Below are 19,449 nucleotides of genomic sequence, written 5' to 3'. Positions count from 1 at the left end.
CCGATCGCCTACTGCCGATCACCGACTGGCGCTCACTTACTGCCGGTCACCGACTGCCCGTCACCGACCGACGACCACCGAGAACCGCCCAGGAGACCAGCCCCATGACCGCGCCACGCCCCCGTCACCGCGCCACCGCCCTCGCGGCCGCCGCCGTCACCGCCCTCACCGCTCTGACCGCGCTCACCGGCGCGACCACCGCCCCGGACGCCTCCGCCGCCTCCGTCGCCACGTGGGACAAGATGGCCGACTGCGAGGCGAGCGGCGACTGGCACTACTACCGCGCGGGCCACCCGTACACCGGCGGACTCCAGTTCGACGACGCCACCTGGCGCGCCTACGGCGGCGACCAGTACGCGCCGAGCGCCTACCAGGCGACGAAGATGGAGCAGATCCTGATCGCCGAGAAGGTGCTCGACGGGCCGCAGGGCGAGGGCGCCTGGCCCCACTGCTCGCAGCTCGTCCACCCGGCCTCCGACCCGGCGGAGCCCTACCCCGACGCCCCGGACCCGGGCCTCGTGTCGGCCGTGGGGGACCTGACCGGCGACGGCCGTCCGGATCTCCTGGCCCGCGCCGCCTCGGGCGACGGCACCCTGTGGATCTACCCGGGCGCGGGCGGCGGCCGCTTCGGCACGCGGATCGACAACGGCGGCTGGGCGTCGATGGCGCAGGTCGGCGGTGTCGGTGACGTCACCGGCGACGGCAGGTCCGACGTCCTGGCGGTGGAGAAGTCGACCGGCACCCTGTGGGTCTACCCGGGACAGACGAACGGCCACCTGGGCGCCCGGATCGACAACGGCGGCGGCTGGAACACCATGCGGATCTCCGGCAGCCGCGACCTGACCGGCGACGGCCGCGGCGACCTGCTGGCGGTCGAGAAGTCGACGGGGAAGCTCTTCGTCTATCCCGGCCAGACGAACGGGCACTTCGGCGCCCGCGTCGAGGCCGGTTCCAACTGGGACTCGATGAGCGCCCTCGGCGGGGCGGGCGACCTCAACGGTGACGGCAAGGGCGATGTCGTCGCGGTCGAGGCGGCCTCCGGCAAGCTGTGGGTCTACCCGGGCCTGGGCAACGGCAGCTTCGGCGGCCGGGTCGAGGCGGGTACCGGCTGGGGCGTGATGACCAGCGTGAGCGGTGCGGGCGACTACACGGGCGACGGCAGGGCCGACCTCGTGGCCCGCCAGGACGACGGCCGCCTGTGGGTCTACCCGGGCCTGGGCAACGGCCAGTTCGGCTCCCGTGTCGACAACGGCGGCGGCTGGAACTTCACCTCATGAGCGGCGCCCGGACCCCCACGCGCCCCGGCGCCCCCCGAACCCCCCGGGCCCGAACCCCCCGGGCCGCCCTCGCGAGCCTCGGCGCCCTGCTCTGCGCGGTCGCCGGCCTCGTGACCGCCTCCCCGGCCGCCGCCGCGATCCCGTACGTGCCCGACGGCTCGATCGCCACCCCCAACGCGATCACCAGGATCGCCACCACGGGCCTGGGCCTGAAGGACCTCAGCCGGACCGACGCGGCCCGGGTGGAGACCTACCCGGCCACCCACCCCGGCGTCACCCGCACCACCCTCACCGGGGTCCTCGCCGACCCGGCGAACACCCCGGCCCGGCCGCTGTGCCACGACACCCACATCGACGGAGCGCGCGGCCTCTGCTGGTCGACGGCGGACGACACCACCGGGCAGTGGTACCCGCAGGGCGTCGCCCACGGCACCGTGGACGGCCGCAAGGCCGTCCTGACCAGTTGGTACGGGCCGGACGGCACCGAGAGGATCAGCGTCGCCGACGTCACGGACCCGGCCGCCGTCCGCTACCGGCACGTCCAGCTCGTCGCCCTCACCGCCGACGGCGGCGGCTACACCGCGATCCGCGGCGGCCACGCCCACGGAGTCGTCTGGGCCGGCAGCCGCCTGTACGTGGCGAGCCTCGGAAGTTCCCTGGACGTCTTCGACACCACCAGGATCTGGCGCACCGACTCCGGCGCGTACGTGCTGCCGCGGATCGGCACGTACGTGTACACGGGCGCCGGCACCGGCTGCGGCACCTACGCCTCGCTGCCGCAGCGCCCCTGTCTCTCGGCGCTCTCGCTCGACCTTTCGGGGACGGAACCGGCCCTGGTCACCGCCGAGATGGACAGCGGGCACGTGGGCGACGCGTTCGACCGGTCCGGTTCGCCCGTCGTGCGCTGGCCCGTCGACGCGGCGACCGGGGTGCTGAAGGCCACCGACGGGGTCGTGCAGGCCCGGGCCGCGTTCCGCTCGCCCATCGGCGGGACGCAGGGCGTGACCATGCACGACGGCCGGTTCGTCCTCTCGGCGCCCTGCCCCGAGTACGTACAGGGCGGGACCGAGCACCTGCCGAGCTGCCTCTACCACGGTGCCCCGGACGAGCCGGTGTGGCTGATGACGCGCACCGGCATCTACAACGAGAACCTCTCCTACCGCGCCGACACGGGCGAGTTGTGGATGGTCAACGAGCGTCCGGGAGACCGCATGGTCTACCGGACCACCTGGCCGACGCCCCCGCCGCTCGCCGGCCTGACCCACCTCACCGCCGCCGACTTCACGGGTGAGGGCCGGGCGGACCTCGTCGGGGTCGAGGCGGCCACGGGCGCGCTGTGGCTCTATCCGGGCAACGGTGACGGAACCCTCGGCGCGCGCAGGCCGATCGGCTCCGGCTGGAACGCGATGACCCGACTCGCCGCGGGCGACGTCTCCGGCGACGGCCACGCCGATCTCGTCGCCGTCGAGAAGGCCACCGGCACCCTCCAGCTCTACCCGGGCGACGGCGCGGGCCGGCTGGGGGAGCGGACGCGGATCGGCACGAACTGGGGAGGGATGCGCGATCTGACCGCGATCGACCTCGACCGGAACGGCCGGCTCGACCTGCTCGCGATCACCCCGGAGGGGGCGCTGACGGCGTACCCCGGCAACGGGGACGGCACCCTGGGCGCGCCGCGGCCGATCGGGACGGGCTGGGACACGATGAACGAGCTGGCCGGCCCCGGCGACCTGACCGGCGACGGGAAGGCCGACCTCGTCGCCGTCGACCGCCAGGGCGTGCTGTGGGCCTATCCCGGCGACGGCACCGGCGGATTCGGCGACCGCACGTGGATGGGCGGCAACTGGCAGACCATGCGGCAGGTCGCCGGCGCGGACTTCGACGCCGACGGCACCGGCGACGTGGTCGCCGTCCAGGCCCCGGCCACCGCGGGCGGACCGCTCTACCTCTACCCGGGGACCGGCGCGGGCACGCTGGGGCCGAGGGTCCAGATCGGTTCGAACTGGTAGCCGCCGAGGCGCGCGCGAGGCCCCCGGCGACCGGCCGGGGGTCTTCCGGCGCCCGGCGCCCGGTCCCCACCTGGACCTGGGCGCGCGAGACCGCCGTACCGCGGCGCCCCGGTGCCGTGTCCGCGCGCCCTACTGCTCCGCGCCGGAGTCGGGGGCGACGCCCGGGCCGATGTGTTCCGCCTCGGCCACCCAGTCGATGAGGGAGGACTCGGTGCCCGCCGGGACCGCGTGGAAGGTGGCGGACAGCCAGGCGCGCAGCTCGGAGCGGTCCACGTCGACCAGCACCGGCACGCCCGTACCGCCGAGGCGGATCCGCAGCCGCCCCTGCCGGCCGCCGCGCCGCAGCGGCCAGAGCTGCACGTCGCCGACCCCGCAGGACGTGCGGATCCCGCAGTGCAGCAGCTCGCGCGAGAGCGTCCAGTCGACCGCGCCGCCGAGCTGCCCGAAGCTGGCCCTGACCGCCCACGGATCGGCCGGATCGTAGGAGAACACGACCTCGATGGGGACCTCGAGGTCACCGTGCACCCGGTGCCCCGTCGTACGCCATGGACCGACCGGAGGCGCCGCCGTGCGCCCCGCCCTGTCGTCGCGCCGCCACCGTTCGGACATGTCGCTCTCCCTTCTCCGCCTGTTCTCGCCTCCTGTGCGCGTAACCGCTGCGGCCGGACCTATGCGTGAGGAAGAGCGAAAGCGAGGGTGAAATCGGTGTGCGGCCGAGCGCGAGCGCCGGCGAACCTGCGCACATGCCTCCCGTACTCGAACGCCTGATCGTCCAGCGCGCCACGAGCTGATCGCCTCGGCCGCCGACCGCCTCCCCGTCCCGGAACGGCTGCTCGTCGACCCCGCCCTCTCCCTCCGCGGAGCCTCAGGCCCGTACGAGCAGCGCCACCGGCCGCGTGTCGAAGAGCTCCGCGAGCTTCACCGGCGTGTCCGGGCCGCCGGTGAACTCCCGGATACCGTCCAGGAGATCGGTCCACCGGCCCTCCGGAAGCCGCAGCGCCGTGTCCTGCCAGCCGCCCTCCTCCGCGAGCCGCAGCGACAGCCGCGTCACAGCCGTCAGCACCCGGTCCGCGCGGGTGAAGGCCAGACAGTGCGGGGCCGCCGGGCCGGTCGCGGCCAGCGGGGCGTAGCCGCTCAAGGGGCCGAAGAACTCCGGGTAGGCCCGGCGCAGCCGCAGGGCCGCGCGGACCACGGCCGTCTTGTCGTCGTCGGGGCCGATCGCGAACGGCGCCCGGTTGTCCGGGTCGACCAGCGCGCGGTACTCCCGCTCGGTGTTCTGGTACAGCTCCGGCACGCCCGGCATCGTCAACTGCACGAGGGCCGCGCCCAGCACCTGGGAGCGGATGTGCGGTTCCAGGGCGAACGCGGCCTCGGAGGCCGACCGCAGCGGGATGCGGCCGGGGCCCGCCGCCACGAACTCGGCCACGGCCCGCTCGTAGTCCGCGTCCGGCTCCGTCCAGCTCGTGTGCAGCCCCGCCTCCCGTACGGACTTGAGGACGGCGGGGCCCAGCCGCGCCGCGTCCGGGGTGCCGAAGCCGAACGCGGTCTGCCACGCCGTCCACGCCAGGTGCGGATCGGGCGCCGGGACCCCGGCGACCTCTTCGAGCAGCTCGGCCCAGCGCCGCGGGCACTGCGAGAGGACCGCGATCCCGGCCCGCAGGTCCGCGCTGCGCTTGGTGTCGTGGGTGGTCAGGACGGTGCCGGTGCCGGGCCAGTCGCGGGCGAGACGCGCGCAGAAGGCGTGGAACTCCTCGGGCGTGACGGCCGGCCGGCCCGGCTCGCCGCCCACCTCGTTCGCCGAGAGCAGCGGCGTGTACCGGTAGAAGGCGGTGTCCTCCACGGACTTGGCGCGCAGCGCCGAGGCGGTCTGCGCGAACCGGGCCCGGAACGCCCGGTGCTGCGGCCCGTCGCCGCGCAGGCCGAGCGCGAGGTCGCGGACCACGTCCACCGCCGCGGCCTCCTCCGGCACCGCGAACGCGGCCTTCGCGCCCCGCGCCGCCTCCGGGGTGAGCACGTGCTCCCCGCCGGTCCGGTACGGCCGGTACACCGGCACCCGGACCAGCAGTTCGCGCACCGCCGTGCGCAGCGCCCAGGGCGCGTGGTCGCGCAGGCCCGGGTCGGCGGCGCAGATCCGCTCCGCGATCCGGGTCAGGGCGGCGGTCTCGGCGGCGAGTTCATGGGTCACCACCTTGTACGCGGCGCGCCGGGCGGTCGCCTCCCAGTAGCCGCCCCGGTCACCGGCCCGTCCGGCGAACTCCCGGTAGACGTCGGCGAGCTCGTCGGCGCCGACCGGGTCGGTGAACAGCCCGTCCACGTACCGCAGGGCGTCGTAGCCGGTGGTGCCGTCCACCGGCCAGGACGCGGGCAGCGTCTCGGTGCCGGTGAGGATCTTCTCCACCACCGTCCAGCACCGTCCGCCGGTCGCCTCGGCCAGCCGCTCCAGATAGCCCTCGGGGTCGGCGAGCCCGTCCGGATGGTCGATCCGCAGGCCCTCGACGACCCCGTCCCGCACCAGCTCCAGGATCTTGCCGTGGGTGGCCTCGAAGACCTCCGGGTCCTCGACGCGGACCCCGATGAGGTCCGAGATGGTGAAGAAGCGGCGGTAGTTCAGCTCGGTGCGGGCCAGCCGCCACCAGGCGAGCCGGTACCACTGGGCGTCGAGCAGCTCGTCGAGCGGCAGCCGCTCCGTGCCCGCGCGGAGCGGGAACTCCTGCCCGTCCAGGGTGAGCACGCCGTCCGCGACCCGCATCCGGTCCCGCACCTCGGACAGCCGGCCGGGCAGCACGGGCAGCAGCATCCGCCCGCCGCCCGCCGCCCAGTCGATGTCGAACCAGCGGGCGTACGGCGAGTCGGGGCCCTCGCGCAGCACCTCGCGCAGGGCGGGATTGTGCCGCGGCGAGGCCGCCATGTGGTTGGGCACCAGGTCGACCACGAGGCCGAGGCCGTGCGCCCGCGCGGTGGCGGCGAGCGCCCGCAGGCCCGCCTCACCGCCCAGTTCGGCCCGTACGGACCGGTGGTCGGTCACGTCGTAGCCGTGCGTGGAGCCGGGGACCGCCTCCAGGACGGGGGACAGGTGGAGGTGCGAGATCCCCAGGGCGGCGAGGTGGGGGACGGCGCGCTCGGCGGCGGCGAACGGGAACTCCGGCTGGATCTGGAGCCGGTACGTGGCGGTGGGCAGCGTCCGCTCAGAGGAGGAGCCCGGCGAAGAGGACGTCATGCGAACGTACGTACCCCGCGCCGGGGCTTCTGTGTCATCGCCCCATGCATCCGTTCGTGTGCATCGCGTTACGTTCGCGTGATGCTCCGGATGTATCGCGACACGCTGTCCCTGCTCGGACCGGCCCTGCCGGTGGTCTCCTTCCTCGGCCGGCTGCCGACCGCCATGTGCCAGCTCGGCAGCCTCCTCCTGGTCGCCGAGACCAGCGGCTCCCTCACCACCGCCGGCCTCGCGGGCGGCGCGCTCGCCGCCGGCCAGACCGTCGCCGGGCCGCTCGTCGGACGGCTCGCGGACCGGCGCGGCCAGCGGCCGGTGGTCCTCGCCGCGTCCCTCGCCAACGCCGTCGCCGTCACCGCCCTGGTGCTCGCCGCGCTCGACCGGGCGCCCACCGGCCTGCTGATGGTGCTCGGCGCCCTCGCCGGGGCGACCGTGCCGCAGATCGGCCCGCTCGCCCGGACCCGCTCCGTGCAGCTCGCCCGGGCGGGCGGCGCCGACGACCGGGCCGTGGCCACCGTCCTGTCCTTCGAGGGCACCCTCGACGAGATCTCCTTCGTGCTCGGCCCCGCCCTCGTCGGCCTCGCCGCCGCCGTGGCCCATCCCGCGGCGGCCCTGCTGACCGCCGCCGCGCTCCTCGCGAGCTGCGGCACCGCGTTCGCGCTGCACCCGACCGCCCGGTCGGTGGGCGTCCGCAAGCTCACCCGTTCGAGTGCCGCCGAACGGAGCAGGCTGCCCGCCTCCACGTACGCCCTGCGGGTCACGATGGTCCTCCAGGGGGCCATGTTCGGTGCCTCGCAGGCGGGGATCACCGCCCTCACCGAACGCCTCGGCGCGCCCGACCAGGCCGGCCTCGTCTACGCCGCGATGGGGGTGACGAGCGCCGCCGCCGGGTTCGCGATGGCGGCCGTGCCCGACCGGATCGGCCTCGCCACCCGCTGGCGGGTCTCCACCGCCGCGCTCGTCGTGCTCGCCGCGCCGCTGGTCCTCGTCGAGGGCCTCGGCTGGCTGTACGCCGGGGTCGTCGTCCTCGGCGTCGCCTACGCCCCGCACCTCATCACCGTCTTCGGCCTCACCGAGCGGACCGTTCCGCCCGCCCGGCTCGCCGAGTCCATGGCCTTCCTCACCAGCGGCATCGTCGGCGGGCAGGCCCTCGCGCTCGCCGTGTCGGGCCGGCTCGCCGACACGCACGGCGCCCCGGCCGCCTTCGGAGTGGCGGCCGGGGCGGCCGTGGCGTGCGCCGTGCTGTCCTGGACCGTCCGGGTCAAGGCGGCCCCCGCGGACGAACCGGTCAGGCCGGCCGTCGCAGCACCGTCAGCGTGAGCGGAGCGAGCGTCACCCGCTCACCGGCCGCCATCTCAGGGCCCTCCGCCGGCGGCATGCCCTCCGGGTGGGAGGTGTCCACGACCACCTTCCAGCCCTCGCCGTGGCTGTCCGGCACCTCGAACTCCAGCTCCTGCGACGAGGCGTTGAACATCATCAGGAAGGAGTCGTCCGAGATCCGCTCGCCCTGCGGGCCCGGCTCGGAGATCGCGTTGCCGTTGAGGAAGACCGTCAGCGCCCGCGCGTGCGCCGCCTGCCAGTCGCGGGCCGTCATCTCCTCGCCCTGCGGAGTGAACCAGGCGATGTCGGTCAGCTCGTCGTGGGTGCCCTCCACCGGCCGCCCGTGGAAGAAGCGGCGGCGCCGGAAGACCGGGTGCTCCCGGCGCAGCCGCACCATCGCCCGGGTGAACTTCAGGAGGGTGGCCTCCGGTTCGCTGCCGGCCTTGGGCCAGCGCACCCAGGAGATCTCGCTGTCCTGGCAGTAGGCGTTGTTGTTGCCGCCCTGGGTGCGCCCGAACTCGTCGCCGTGGCTGAGCATCGGCACGCCCTGCGACAGCATCAGGGTGGCGAGGAAGTTCCGCATCTGGCGGGCCCTCAGCTCGATGATCCCGATGTCGTCCGTGTCGCCCTCGGCGCCGCAGTTCCAGGAGCGGTTGTGGCTCTCGCCGTCCCGGTTGCCCTCCCCGTTGGCCTCGTTGTGCTTCTCGTTGTACGACACGAGGTCGCGCAGCGTGAAGCCGTCGTGGCAGGTCACGAAGTTCACCGAGGCGAGCGGGCGCCGCCCGTCGTCCTGGTAGAGGTCCGAGGAACCGGTGAGACGCGAGGCGAACTCGGCGAGCGTGCGCGGCTCGCCGCGCCACAGGTCCCGCACGCAGTCCCGGTACTTGCCGTTCCACTCGGCCCACTGCGGCGGGAAGTTGCCCACCTGGTAGCCGCCCTCGCCCAGGTCCCACGGCTCGGCGATCAGCTTCACCTGGCTGACCACCGGGTCCTGCTGGACCAGGTCGAAGAACGAGGACAGCCGGTCCACCTCGTGGAACTGGCGGGCGAGCGTGGCCGCCAGGTCGAAGCGGAAGCCGTCCACGTGCATCTCGGTCACCCAGTACCGCAGGCTGTCCATGATGAGCTGGAGCACGTGCGGGGACCGCATCAGGAGCGAGTTCCCGGTGCCGGTGGTGTCCATGTAGTACCGGGGGTCGTCGGTCAGCCGGTAGTACGAGGAGTTGTCCAGGCCCCGGAAGGAGAGCGTCGGCCCCAGGTGGTTGCCCTCGGCGGTGTGGTTGTAGACCACGTCGAGGATCACCTCGATACCGGCCCGGTGCAGCGCCCGCACCGCCGACTTGAACTCCAGCACCTGCTGGCCCCGGTCGCCCCAGGAGGCGTAGGCGTTGTGCGGGGCGAAGAAGCCGATCGTGTTGTAGCCCCAGTAGTTCGCGAGACCCGCGTCCGCCAGGCGGTGGTCGTTGACGAACTGGTGGACCGGCATCAACTCCAGGGCCGTGACGCCCAGTTCCTTCAGGTGTCCGATCACGGACGGGTGGGCGAGGCCCGCGTAGGTGCCGCGCAGCTCGTCCGGGAGGTCCGGGTGGAGCATGGTCAGGCCCTTCACATGGGCCTCGTAGATCACCGTGTGGTGGTACTCGGTGCGCGGCCGCCGGTCGTCGCCCCAGTCGAAGTACGGGTTGACCACGACCGAGGACATCGTGTGCGGCGCCGAGTCGAGGTCGTTGCGCGAGTCCGGCCGCCCGAAGTGGTAGCCGTACACCGCCTCGCCCCAGTCCACCGAGCCCGAGACCGCACGCGCGTACGGGTCGAGCAGCAGCTTCGCCGCGTTGCAGCGCAGTCCGCGCTCCGGCGCGTACGGCCCGTGCACCCGGAAGCCGTACCGCTGACCGGGCATCACACCCGGCAGATAGGCGTGCCGCACGAAGGCGTCGGTCTCGCGCAGCTCCACCGCGGTCTCCGAGCCGTCGTCGTGGAGCAGACACAGCTCGATCCTGTCGGCGGCCTCCGAGAAGACCGCGAAGTTCGTACCGGCGCCGTCGTAGGTGGCGCCCAAGGGGTACGCCTGTCCCGGCCAGACCTGCATAGACGAAACTCTTCCATTTCCGATCCGCGGACAAGGGTCCTGCTTCGGCCAGATCCTGCCCGAAAGTGGGGCAACCTCCTAGGACTTCGACCCGTCCTACCGGGTGACCATCGCTCCATAGGGGGAAAACGTGAACATATGGGGGGAAGTGTGTACGAAATAGTGCGCCGTCACCTGGGGAAGGTGGTGGCGGGCGCCGCCATGGCGGTCACCGGGACGGCCGTCGCCGTCGCGGTCTCCCTGCCCGGCAGCGCCGGAGCCGACGAGGCCGCCCCCGGCGCCTCCTCCGGCGGCACGGGGCAGGCCGCGTCCGGCACCCCGGGCGAGCCGTCGGCCGCCGGCCGGCCGCCCGGCCCCGCGACCCTGGCCTCCGCACCGCCCGAGGGCGAGAAGGGCATCGGCACCGACCCGCTGACCGACGACGAGCTGAAGCGGGCCGAGGCCCTGGCGCTGACCCCGCCGGCCGCCTCCCAGAGGAACGCCGAGGGCGGCCGGGGCCCGCAGCACCTCGCCACCGAGCTCGCCGACCCGCTGCCCGGCGAGCCGTCCGGCGGCCCGCGCCGCGCCCAGGTCCGCTTCTACGACTACAAGACCGACACTCTGCTGACCCGCACCGTCAACCTCGACACGGGCAAGGTCGAGCAGTCCGGCGCCCAGCGCGGCGTGCAGCCCTCGGCCCACCCCGAGGAGCTGCGTGCGGCGCTCCGGCTGATCCTGGACAGCCCGCTCGGCAAGGGCGTCAAGGAGGACTACAAGGACGCCACCGGCAAGGAGCTCACCTCCACCGACCAGCTCTGGTTCAACGGCGACGTCTACCGCACCTACCGCGAGAAGGACGTCCCCGCGAGCCTCGCGAAGTGCGGCGAGCACCGCTGCGTCCGCCTCGTCACCAAGGTGCTCAACGGCTCCTGGATCGACACCCGCAACCTGATCGTCGACCTCAGCGCCGGGTCCGTCACCCGCGTCGGCTGACCACCGCCGCGGCCCACCCCGCACGTCCGTACCGAGGGAGTACGCACCCATGTCCTCTTCGCGACTTCGGCATGCCCGCACGCCGGGCACCGTCCTCGCGGCCGGCGCCCTGCTCGGCACCGCCGCCCTGACCGGCGCCACGCCCGTGAGCGCCGCCCCGGCCGCCCCCGCCCCGCCGCCGGCCGACTGCTCCGCCGCGTACCGCATCGAGCAGAAGCTCGACGGCGGCACCGTGTGGCGCATGTGCTGGCGCTACTCCACCGACTCCGGGCTCATCCTGGACAAGGTGACCTACCAGCCGCCCGGCGAGCGCGCCCCCATCCGGGTCCTCAACAGCGCCAAGCTCGCCCAGATCCACGTCCCCTACGACGACGGCAACGCCGAGTACGACGACCTCACCGGCGCCGGCTTCGGCTGGGGCCTCCAGGGCCTGAAGCCCGGCGAGTGCCCCGGCGGCACGATCACCTCCGTGAAGGTGCCCGAGGTGGGCAAGGTCAACGGCCTGTGCACCACCACCCGGGCCCGCGGCCACGCCTACCGCATGGCCGCCGACGAGGGCGGCAAGGTCTGGGCAGCCCAGGGCAAGGACCTGCTCGTCTACACCGTCAACAAGGTCGGCTGGTACGAGTACATCTCCGAGTGGCGGTTCTCCTCCGACGGCACCATCGGGGCCAACGTCGGCGCCACCGGCAGCCTCTCGCCGGTCGACTACAACGCCACCGACGGCCGCGGCTGGCCCATCGGCAAGGGCGCCCGCGACTACGCCACCAGCCACGCCCACAACGTGTTCTGGAAGCTGGACTTCGGTCTCGACGGCAGCTCCAAGGGCCGGATCGAGCAGTACGACTCCAAGGTCACCCCGCCCGCCCGCGGCGGCAGCCCCACCGTGAAGACCACCCGCACCACCGTCACCAAGGAGCTCGCCGGCGACGCGAAGAACATGCGCTGGTGGCGCGTGGTGAGCGAGACCGGCAAGAACAAGGACGGCCACCCGCGCTCGTACGAGATCGTGCCCGGCCACACCAGTACCTACGCGGGCCGCCCCTTCACCCGGCACGACGTCTACTTCACCCAGGCGCGGGCCTGTGAGCAGTTCGCCAGCAACAACATCCTGAACTGCGGACAGGGCGCCCCGGACAGCGTGGACAAGTGGGTCAACGGGGAGACGCTGAAGAATCCGGCGGTCTGGGTCAACATCGGGTTCCACCACGTCGCCCGGGACGAGGACCAGCAGCCGATGCCCGTCCACTGGCAGGGATTCCAGCTCGCGCCCAGGGACGTAACCGCTATGAATCCGCTCACTCCGGCCGATCTCGCCGGGCAGAACGGGGCTCCGCGCGACGGTAGTTGAGCAACGGGCCGGTCGATCCTGCTGCATCGCCTCCCGCTCCCGGAGTACCCTTCCTTGATCGTTGTCGATCAATGTCAGATGGTGTTCCGGTCGGCGGCCGGAACGGGTGTCCGGGAGCAGAAGGCGGTGCGTGGGTGAGCTCGGGAGGTCTGGAGCTGCCCCCAGGCGAGGCGGGTCACGACGGCGGACCGGCCGAGCCCGCGGCGGCGCCGCCCGGCGCGGTGTCCGTCGCCCGGCCGGTCGAGATCGGGGCCGAACTCGACTGGGGCGCGGAGGCGTGGAGCGAGGTGCGCACCCGGGCCCAGCGGGCCGGTCGCGCCTACATCTGGCTGAATCTCGTCGAGCAGCGGCTGCGGGCCGTCGTCGCGGCGGTGCTGCGGCCGGTCTACGAGCCGGTGCACGGCGAGGAGTGGGTGGTGGCCGCCGCGGGCCCGGCCGGGCAGGAGTGGGTCCAGCGGGCGGTGGCCGTGCGCGAGGTCTCGCGCCGCAAGGGCTATCTGCTCGACCCGGCCGACGACAACGTGCTCAGCTTCCTGACGCTGCCGCAGTTGCGGGAGCTGATGGTGCAGCACTGGCCCTGCTTCGAGCCCTACTTCGACGACCGGCGCGAGGTGGAGCTCGCCCTCGACGAGCTGGAGGTGACCCGCAACGTCGTCTCCCGCAACCGGGCCCTGTCGCTGACGGTCCTCGCCCAGTCCGAACGGGCCTCCGCCCGGCTCCTGGAGATCCTGGGGAGCGGGGCGGGGGTGCCCTCGGCCGACCGGCTGCCGGTCGACGCCGTCGAGGACCTGGTGGGCGACCGCTACGCGGACGTGGTGTCCGTGCATCCCGACCGGGTCAGGCTGCAGCGGCAGTTGCCGGCCGAGGACCTGTTCGGCGGCGCCCGCCGGCTCGACGCCACGGGCATAGGTCTCAATCTGCTCGTGCAGAACTTCTCCGGGCGGCGCATGGTCCGGCTCGCCGAGTCCGGCTGCCGCATACGACTCCTCTTCCTCAACCCGGCCAGCAGCGCGGTCAAGCGGCGCGAGCGGGAACTCGGCCTGAAGAAGGGCGAGCTCAGCCGCTCGGTCGAGATGAACATCCTGCACATGCGCCGGGTGCGCGCCCGGCTGCGCGACCCGGGCGCCTTCCAGATCCACGTCTTCGACGAGACCCCGCGCTTCACCGCCTATCTGGTCGACGGCGACGGCCCCGACGGGGTCGGGGTCGTCCAGTCCTACCTCCGCAAGGCGCGCGGCATGGAGGCACCCGTCCTGGTGCTGCGGGGCGGTGGCCGGAACGTGGTGCGCGCCGGGCAGCACGACCGTGACGGAGAACACGGACTTTTCGCGACATACAGGGAGGAGTTCGAGTCGATCTGGCTCGATTCGCGCCCGGTCTCCTGACGCCCGCGGCCGGATTGTCAGTGCGGCGTGCGAGGGTGTGCATCACCACGGGGGGAGATCAGTGAAGGAGGACCCGATGGCTTGGTACGGGGAAGAGCTGGCCGGCTTCGACCTGGAGACGACCGGTACGGACCCGCTGGAGGCCCGGATCGTCACGGCCTCGATCGTCGGCGTCCACGGCGGACGGGTGGTCCGGCAGCACGACTGGCTCGCCGACCCGGGCATCCGCATCCCGGCCCAGGCGTCCGCGATCCACGGCATCAGCAGCGAGCGGGCCGCCGCGGAGGGCCGCCCGGTGCGCGAGGTGGCCGACGAGATCGCCGCCACCCTCGCCGCGTACTGGGAGGGAGGCGTCCCGGTCGTGGCGTACAACGCCTCCTTCGACCTGACCCTGCTCTCGGCCGAGCTGAGCCGCCACGGACTGCCCTCGCTGAGCGAGCGGCTCGGCGGCGTTCCCATAGGCCCCGTCGTCGACCCGTACACCATCGACCGCGCCGTCGACCGCTACCGGCGCGGCAAGCGCACCCTGGAAGCGGTCTGCGCCGAGTACGGGGTGGTGCTCGACCGGGCCCACCAGGCCGCAGCCGACGCCCTCGCCGCCGTCCGGGTCGCCGTCGCGATAGCCGAGCGCCACGCCTCCGTCGCCGCCCTCGACCCGGCCGAGCTGCACGAGCGTCAGATCGGCTGGTACCGCGAGTGGGCCGAGGACTTCCAGTCCTTCCTGCGGCGCAAGGGTGAGCCGGACGCCGTCGTCGACCCGGTCTGGCCGGTGCGCGGGGCCCTGCCGGTGCACGCACCCTGACCGGCTGGCCGTCTCCTTCAGCCGTTCTCCGTCAGCCGTTCTCCTTCAGGAACGACAGCAGCAGCTCGTTCACCCTCTCCGGCCGGTCGAGCTGGAGCCAGTGCCCGGCGTCCTCGACGCGCTCGTAGCGCCAGGGCCCGCTCACGTACGCGGCGGTGCCGGTCATCTGGCGCTCCGTGAGGAAACGGTCGCCCGCGGACCAGACGCCCATGACGGGGACGGTCAGCGGGGGCACGGCCGGCGGCTCGGCGAGCTGGACCTCGATCGGCAGCCCCGCCCGGTAGATGTTCAGCGCGGCGGTCAGCCCGCCCGGCGCGCGCAGCGGCTCCAGGACCTCGGCCGCGTCCGCGTGGTCGGCGAGCATGGCCCGCAGGTGCGCGAAGTCGTCCCGGGACAGCCACTCCTCGGCGAGCCCCTCGTGCTGGAACATCGTCACGTGCCAGAGCCGCTGGCGCTGCTCCCAGCCGCCCGCGCCGAAGATCGCCGCGAGGTGGCCGACGGACAGGATGCTCAGGCTCGCCACCCGCTCCGGCACCGCCTGGGCGATGCCCTGCGCGATGCCCGAGCCCCAGTCGTGGCCGACCAGATGGAAGCGGTCCACCTCCAGGCGGGCGAGCAGCTCCAGCACATCACCCGCGTGCTTCGCCGGGTGGTACGCCTCGGGGCCGCCCTCCGGCCGGTCCGAGCCGCCGAAGCCGCGCAGGGTCGGGGCGACGGTCCGGTACCCGGCCGCGTTCAACGCCGGGATCTGGTGCCGCCACAGGCGGTGCGAGTCCGGGAAGCCGTGCAGCAGCAGCACGGCCGGTCCCTCACCGCTCACCTCGACGTCGAGCGTGACGTCCGTCAGTTCCATCCGCATCACAACACCCCGTTCCGCACAGGTCCGTTCCCCGGAGGATCATGATGTCAGGAACGGGCACCGTCAGAAGGGATACCAGCGCACCTCGGGGTCGCCGTCCCGCAGCGAGGCCACCCGCCGCTCGAACTCCGCCAGCGCCTTCGGGTTGCTCGGCGCGTGCTGGGCCACCCACGCACAGCTCGCGGTCTCCCGCGCCCCGCGCAGCACCGCACAGCCCTCCCAGTCGCGCACGTCCCAGCCGTAGGCCGCGGTGAAGGCGTCGTAGGCGGCCGGGTCGAGCCCGTAGCGGTCCCGGGACAGGGCGAGGACCACCAGGTCGTGCTCGCGCAGATCGGAGGAGAAGGTCTCCAGGTCCACCAGGACCGGCCCTTCGGGGCCCACATGGACGTTGCGGGGGAGCGCGTCGCCGTGGATCGGGCCCGGCGGCAGATGCGGGACGAGCCGCGCCGCGGCCGGGGCGAAGGAGTCGCGCCGCTCGCGCAGGAAGGCCGCGTCGGCCGGGTCGATCGCGTCGCCCGCGAGCCGCAGCCAGCGCTCCACACCGCCGAGCAGCTCCCGGCGCGGCAGGGCGAGGTCCTCCGGCTCGGGCAGGGCGTGCACGGCGCGCAGCAGCGGGGCGAGGTCCCGGGGTTCCGCGGGCCGCACCGCCTCGGGCAGCCGGTGCCAGAGGGTCACCGGGTGCCCCTCGGCCCGGCGCGGCTCGGCCTCCGCGGCCCGTACGGCGGGGATGCCGGCCGCCTCCAGCCAGCCCGCCAGGGCGAGCTCCCGCTCGGCGCGCGGCAGCAGCTCGGCGTCCCGGCCGACCTTGACCACCAGGTCGCCGAGTGCGAAGACCGCGTTCTCGCCCAGTGCCAGCAGTGTCGCGTCCGCCGCCCGCAGTCCCGCGGCGGCCAGGAGCTCCCGTGCCCGCGCCTCGTCCATCGTTCTCTCCCCAAGAGCCGTGCGATTTCCGCCAAAGTCTCGCATCCGTGCAGGTCGCCTTGACGAACCGACGGCACGTCAGGACGATGACCGAGTCCCAGGCAAGGTCGCAAACCGGTCGCGGGGGGTCCGTCTGTGAGTGTGGTGACCGCACCGAAGCGGTCCGCGAGTCGCACCGCCCCCGGCGGGGCCCGGGGCCCCGGCCGCGACCACGGAGCCTGGTTCCTCGTCCTCCCGGCCCTGCTGCCGATCCTGCTCCTCAGCGTCGGCCCGCTGCTCTACGGCATCGCGCTCGCCTTCACCGACGCCCAGTCCGGCCGCACCCAGGCCACCCGCTGGATCGGCACCCTCAACTTCCAGGACCTGCTCCACGACACCCTCTTCTGGGACTCGTTCCGGATCGGCCTGCTATGGGCGGTCGGGGTCACCGTCCCGCAGTTCCTGCTCTCCCTCGGCCTCGCGCTGCTGCTCCACCAGAAGCTGCGGCTGCGCTGGCTCGCCCGGGCGCTCGCGATCGTCCCCTGGGCGATGCCCGAGGTCGTCGTCGGCATCATGTGGCGGCTGGTCTACAACCCGGACGCCGGCATCCTCAACGAGACCCTGCACGACCTCGGCCTCGGCGACGGGCGGGCCTGGCTCAGCGGGCTCGCCACCGCACTGCCCGCCGTCATCGTCGTCGGGATCTGGGCCGGCATGCCGCAGACCACGGTCGCCCTGCTCGCGGGCGTGCAGAACACCCCGCACGAGCTCCACGAGGCCGCCGCCCTCGACGGCGCCGGCGCCTGGCGCCGTTTCCGCACCGTCACCTGGCCCGCGCTGCGGCCCGTCGCCCTCGCCATCACGGCCCTCAATTTTATTTGGAACTTCAACTCCTTCGCCCTGGTGTACGTGCTGACCGCCGGCGGACCGGGCGGCCGGACCCGGCTGCCCATGCTCTTCGCCTACGAGGAGGCGTTCCGCTACGGCCAGTTCGGCTACGCGGCCGCCATGGGCTGCGTGCTCGTCGCCGTCGTCTCCGTACTCCTCGCCCTGTATCTCGTCGGACGGCTGAAGGGAGATCAGGACCGGTGAGCGCCTTCCGTACCAGCGGCCCCGCCCGCGCCGCCCAGTACGCGGCACTCCTCGCGTACCTGGTCTTCCTCGCCTTCCCGTTCCTGTGGCTGGTCTCCACCGCCTTCAAGCCGGCCGGCGAACTGGGCTCCCTGCACCCGACCTGGATCCCGCAGGACCCCACGCTCGACAACTTCCGGCAGGCATTCGCCGAACAGCCGCTGCTCAGGGCGGCCGGAAACAGCCTGCTCGCCGCGCTCGCCGCCGCCCTCGTCGCGGTCACCGTCGCCACCCCGATGGCCTATGTCCTCGCCCGGCACCGCTCCCGGCTCACCGCCGCGGCGACCGGCTGGGTGGTGGTCAGCCAGGCATTCCCGTTCGTCCTCCTGATCATCCCGCTCTTCCTGATCCTCAAGAACCTCCACCTGATCAACAGCCTCGGCGGTCTCGTGGCGGTCTACGTGGTGTGGTCGCTGCCCTTCGCGCTGTGGATGCTCACCGGCTACGTACGGGCCGTGCCCACCGAACTGGAGGAGGCGGCCGCCGTCGACGGCGCCGGGCGGCTGCGGATCCTCGTCTCCGTCACCGGCCCGCTGCTCGCCCCCGGCATCGTCGCGACCGCCCTCTTCGCCTTCATCACCGCGTGGAACGAGTTCTTCTTCGCCCTCGTGCTCCTCAAGACCCCCGAGAAACAGACCCTGCCCGTGGTGCTCACCCACTTCCTCGGCGCGGAGGGCGTCGCCGACCTCGGACCGCTCGCCGCCGCGGCCTTCCTCGCCACCCTGCCCTCCCTCGTCGTCTTCGCCCTCATCCAGCGGCGGATCACCGGCGGCATGCTGGCCGGGGCGGTGAAGTCATGAGGCGCCTGACGAGACGCGCGGGCGTCCTCGCCGCCGCCCTCGTCCTGCTGCTCACCGGCTGCACGGCCGACGGCGCGGGCGAGGAGCGGGGCGGCGACGGGGTGATCCGGCTCCGCTTCCAGTCCCTCGCCTGGCAGAAGGAGTCCGTCGACGCCAACAAGGCCCTGGTGAAGGAGTGGAACGCCACCCACCCCCGGATCCAGGTCGACTACGTCCAGGGAAGCTGGGACTCCGTCCACGACCAACTGCTCACCTCCTTCGAGGGCGGCGAGGCGCCCGACCTCATCCACGACGCCTCCGACGACCTCGCCGACTTCGCCTACGGCGGGTACCTCGCCGACCTGCGCCCGCTGCTGTCCGAGCGGCTGCGCGCCGACATCCCCGCGCACGGCTGGCGGACCACCACCTTCGGCGACGGGGTCTACGGTGTGCCGTTCCTCCAGGAACCGCGCATGATCATGGCCAACCGGACGATCCTCGCCGAGGCCGGCGTCCGGATCCCGACCCCCGAGAAGCCCTGGAGCTGGGAGGAGTTCCGGAGCGTCGCGCGGGACCTGACGGCCCGCATGGGCAAGGGGCGGTACGCCGTGGCCTGGCCGCTGAAGGAACCCGTCTCCGTCTCGCTCAACCTGGGCCTCTCGGCCGGCGGCCGGCTCTTCCACCGGGAACCCGGCGGAAAGGTCACGCTCCGCTTCGACGCCGGCGACGCCGTCGTGCCCGGCACCATCCGCGCCATGGTCGACACCGACCGCACCGCCTCCCCGGCCACCCTCGGCTCCGGCGGCTCCGACACCCTGCCCGGTTTCTTCGGGGGCAAGTACGCGATGGTCCCGCTGGGCTTCTCGTACCGCCAGCAGATCGTGCAGCAGGCTCCCAAGGGCTTCGACTGGATCGTGCTGCCCGCCCCGGCCGGGGCGGGCGGGCTGGCCCAGGGCGTCAGCCCGCAGACCCTCTCCATCGCCGAGGACAGCCCCCACAAGGAGGAGGCCGCCCGGTTCCTCGACTTCTTCCTCCAGCCCCGCAACACCGTCCGCCTCGCGCTCGGCGACTGGATGCTGCCCACCTCCACCACCGCGCTCGCCGACCCGGCCCTGCACACCCCGGAGTTCGGCTGGGCCACGGGCGCGGCGGTGGCGCGGGAGCTGCGTCCGGCGCCCGCGCAGTCGGTGCGCGGCTATCCGGAGTGGAAGGACAAGGTCGCCACGCCCGCCTTCCAGGAGTACTACAGCGGCGCGATCGACGACGCGGAGCTGAGACGGCGCCTGGTGGAGGACGGCAACCGGGTGCTCGCCCGCTACCAGCGGGACTGAGGGCCGGACCCGGCCGTCCGGGCAGGGGAG

At 73.4% G+C, this 19,449-nt stretch carries 15 protein-coding genes; 10 read left to right on the top strand and 5 right to left on the bottom strand.

Annotated features, from left to right (window positions below; genetic code table 11):
- Positions 1-104: 104 nt before the first annotated feature.
- Positions 105-1,277, top strand: a complete 1,173-nt coding sequence (locus ABZ135_RS10605) for an FG-GAP-like repeat-containing protein (protein WP_356693966.1) — start codon at positions 105-107, stop codon at positions 1,275-1,277.
- A complete protein-coding gene (locus tag ABZ135_RS10600) occupies positions 1,274-3,286 on the top strand; it encodes a VCBS repeat-containing protein (protein WP_356693964.1) in 2,013 nt (670 codons plus the stop codon). Before ABZ135_RS10605 ends, ABZ135_RS10600 begins: the two co-directional genes overlap by 4 nt.
- 129 nt (positions 3,287-3,415) lie before the next feature.
- Here the strand turns inward: ABZ135_RS10600 and ABZ135_RS10595 are convergent, their stop codons facing one another.
- Entirely contained in the window at positions 3,416-3,895 is a 480-nt protein-coding gene (locus tag ABZ135_RS10595; protein ID WP_356693962.1) for an SsgA family sporulation/cell division regulator, read from the bottom strand.
- A gap of 256 nt (positions 3,896-4,151) precedes the next feature.
- Complete coding sequence (gene treY / locus ABZ135_RS10590) at positions 4,152-6,503, bottom strand: malto-oligosyltrehalose synthase (protein ID WP_356693960.1); 2,352 nt, start codon at positions 6,501-6,503, stop codon at positions 4,152-4,154.
- Positions 6,504-6,593: 90 nt separating this feature from the next.
- Here treY and ABZ135_RS10585 point away from each other — a divergent pair, with 90 nt between their 5' ends.
- On the top strand, positions 6,594-7,820 hold the full coding sequence (locus ABZ135_RS10585) for an MFS transporter (protein ID WP_356694137.1): 1,227 nt from the start codon (positions 6,594-6,596) through the stop codon (positions 7,818-7,820).
- Here the strand turns inward: ABZ135_RS10585 and glgX are convergent.
- Positions 7,789-9,909, bottom strand: coding sequence for a glycogen debranching protein GlgX (gene glgX, locus ABZ135_RS10580; protein ID WP_356693958.1), 2,121 nt, complete (start codon positions 9,907-9,909; stop codon positions 7,789-7,791). The two genes, ABZ135_RS10585 and glgX, sit on opposite strands and share 32 nt — an antisense overlap.
- 201 nt (positions 9,910-10,110) lie before the next feature.
- Here glgX and ABZ135_RS10575 point away from each other — a divergent pair, with 201 nt between their 5' ends.
- From ABZ135_RS10575 to ABZ135_RS10560, 4 genes are all read left to right on the top strand, one after another.
- Positions 10,111-10,881: a Tat pathway signal sequence domain protein gene (locus tag ABZ135_RS10575; RefSeq protein ID WP_356694135.1), complete on the top strand. Its 771-nt coding sequence runs from the start codon at positions 10,111-10,113 to the stop codon at positions 10,879-10,881.
- Between the two features lie 49 nt (positions 10,882-10,930).
- A complete protein-coding gene (locus ABZ135_RS10570; protein WP_356693956.1) occupies positions 10,931-12,232 on the top strand; it encodes a copper amine oxidase in 1,302 nt (433 codons plus the stop codon).
- Between the two features lie 134 nt (positions 12,233-12,366).
- Entirely contained in the window at positions 12,367-13,617 is a 1,251-nt protein-coding gene (locus tag ABZ135_RS10565) for an SAV2148 family HEPN domain-containing protein (protein WP_356693954.1), read from the top strand.
- Between the two features lie 76 nt (positions 13,618-13,693).
- Positions 13,694-14,419: a 3'-5' exonuclease gene (locus tag ABZ135_RS10560; protein WP_356693952.1), complete on the top strand. Its 726-nt coding sequence runs from the start codon at positions 13,694-13,696 to the stop codon at positions 14,417-14,419.
- A 31-nt stretch (positions 14,420-14,450) separates the two neighbouring features.
- Here the strand turns inward: ABZ135_RS10560 and ABZ135_RS10555 are convergent, their stop codons facing one another.
- Entirely contained in the window at positions 14,451-15,278 is an 828-nt protein-coding gene (locus ABZ135_RS10555) for an alpha/beta hydrolase (RefSeq protein ID WP_356693950.1), read from the bottom strand.
- Positions 15,279-15,341: 63 nt separating this feature from the next.
- On the bottom strand, positions 15,342-16,199 hold the full coding sequence (locus ABZ135_RS10550) for an aminoglycoside phosphotransferase family protein (protein ID WP_356693948.1): 858 nt from the start codon (positions 16,197-16,199) through the stop codon (positions 15,342-15,344).
- Positions 16,200-16,334: 135 nt separating this feature from the next.
- On the opposite strand from ABZ135_RS10550, the gene ABZ135_RS10545 reads away from it, so the two are divergent.
- Genes ABZ135_RS10545 through ABZ135_RS10535 form a run of 3 tightly spaced genes read left to right on the top strand, consistent with a single transcriptional unit; the run spans position 16,335 to position 19,419 of the window.
- Positions 16,335-17,270: a sugar ABC transporter permease gene (locus ABZ135_RS10545; protein WP_356693946.1), complete on the top strand. Its 936-nt coding sequence runs from the start codon at positions 16,335-16,337 to the stop codon at positions 17,268-17,270.
- The gene (locus ABZ135_RS10540; protein ID WP_356693944.1) at positions 17,267-18,109 is read left to right on the top strand and encodes a carbohydrate ABC transporter permease; all 843 of its coding nucleotides are present in this window, start codon (positions 17,267-17,269) and stop codon (positions 18,107-18,109) included. Before ABZ135_RS10545 ends, ABZ135_RS10540 begins: the two co-directional genes overlap by 4 nt.
- Positions 18,106-19,419 carry a sugar ABC transporter substrate-binding protein gene (locus ABZ135_RS10535; RefSeq protein ID WP_356693942.1) on the top strand — a complete coding sequence of 438 codons (1,314 nt, stop codon included), beginning with the start codon at positions 18,106-18,108 and terminating at the stop codon, positions 19,417-19,419. Before ABZ135_RS10540 ends, ABZ135_RS10535 begins: the two co-directional genes overlap by 4 nt.
- The last annotated feature ends 30 nt before the right edge of the window (positions 19,420-19,449 follow it).

The organism is Streptomyces sp. NPDC006339, assembly GCF_040612775.1.
Lineage (GTDB): Bacteria > Actinomycetota > Actinomycetes > Streptomycetales > Streptomycetaceae > Streptomyces.
Note: the sequence above shows the minus strand (reverse complement) of the source record. Positions and strands in the feature narration are given on the sequence as shown.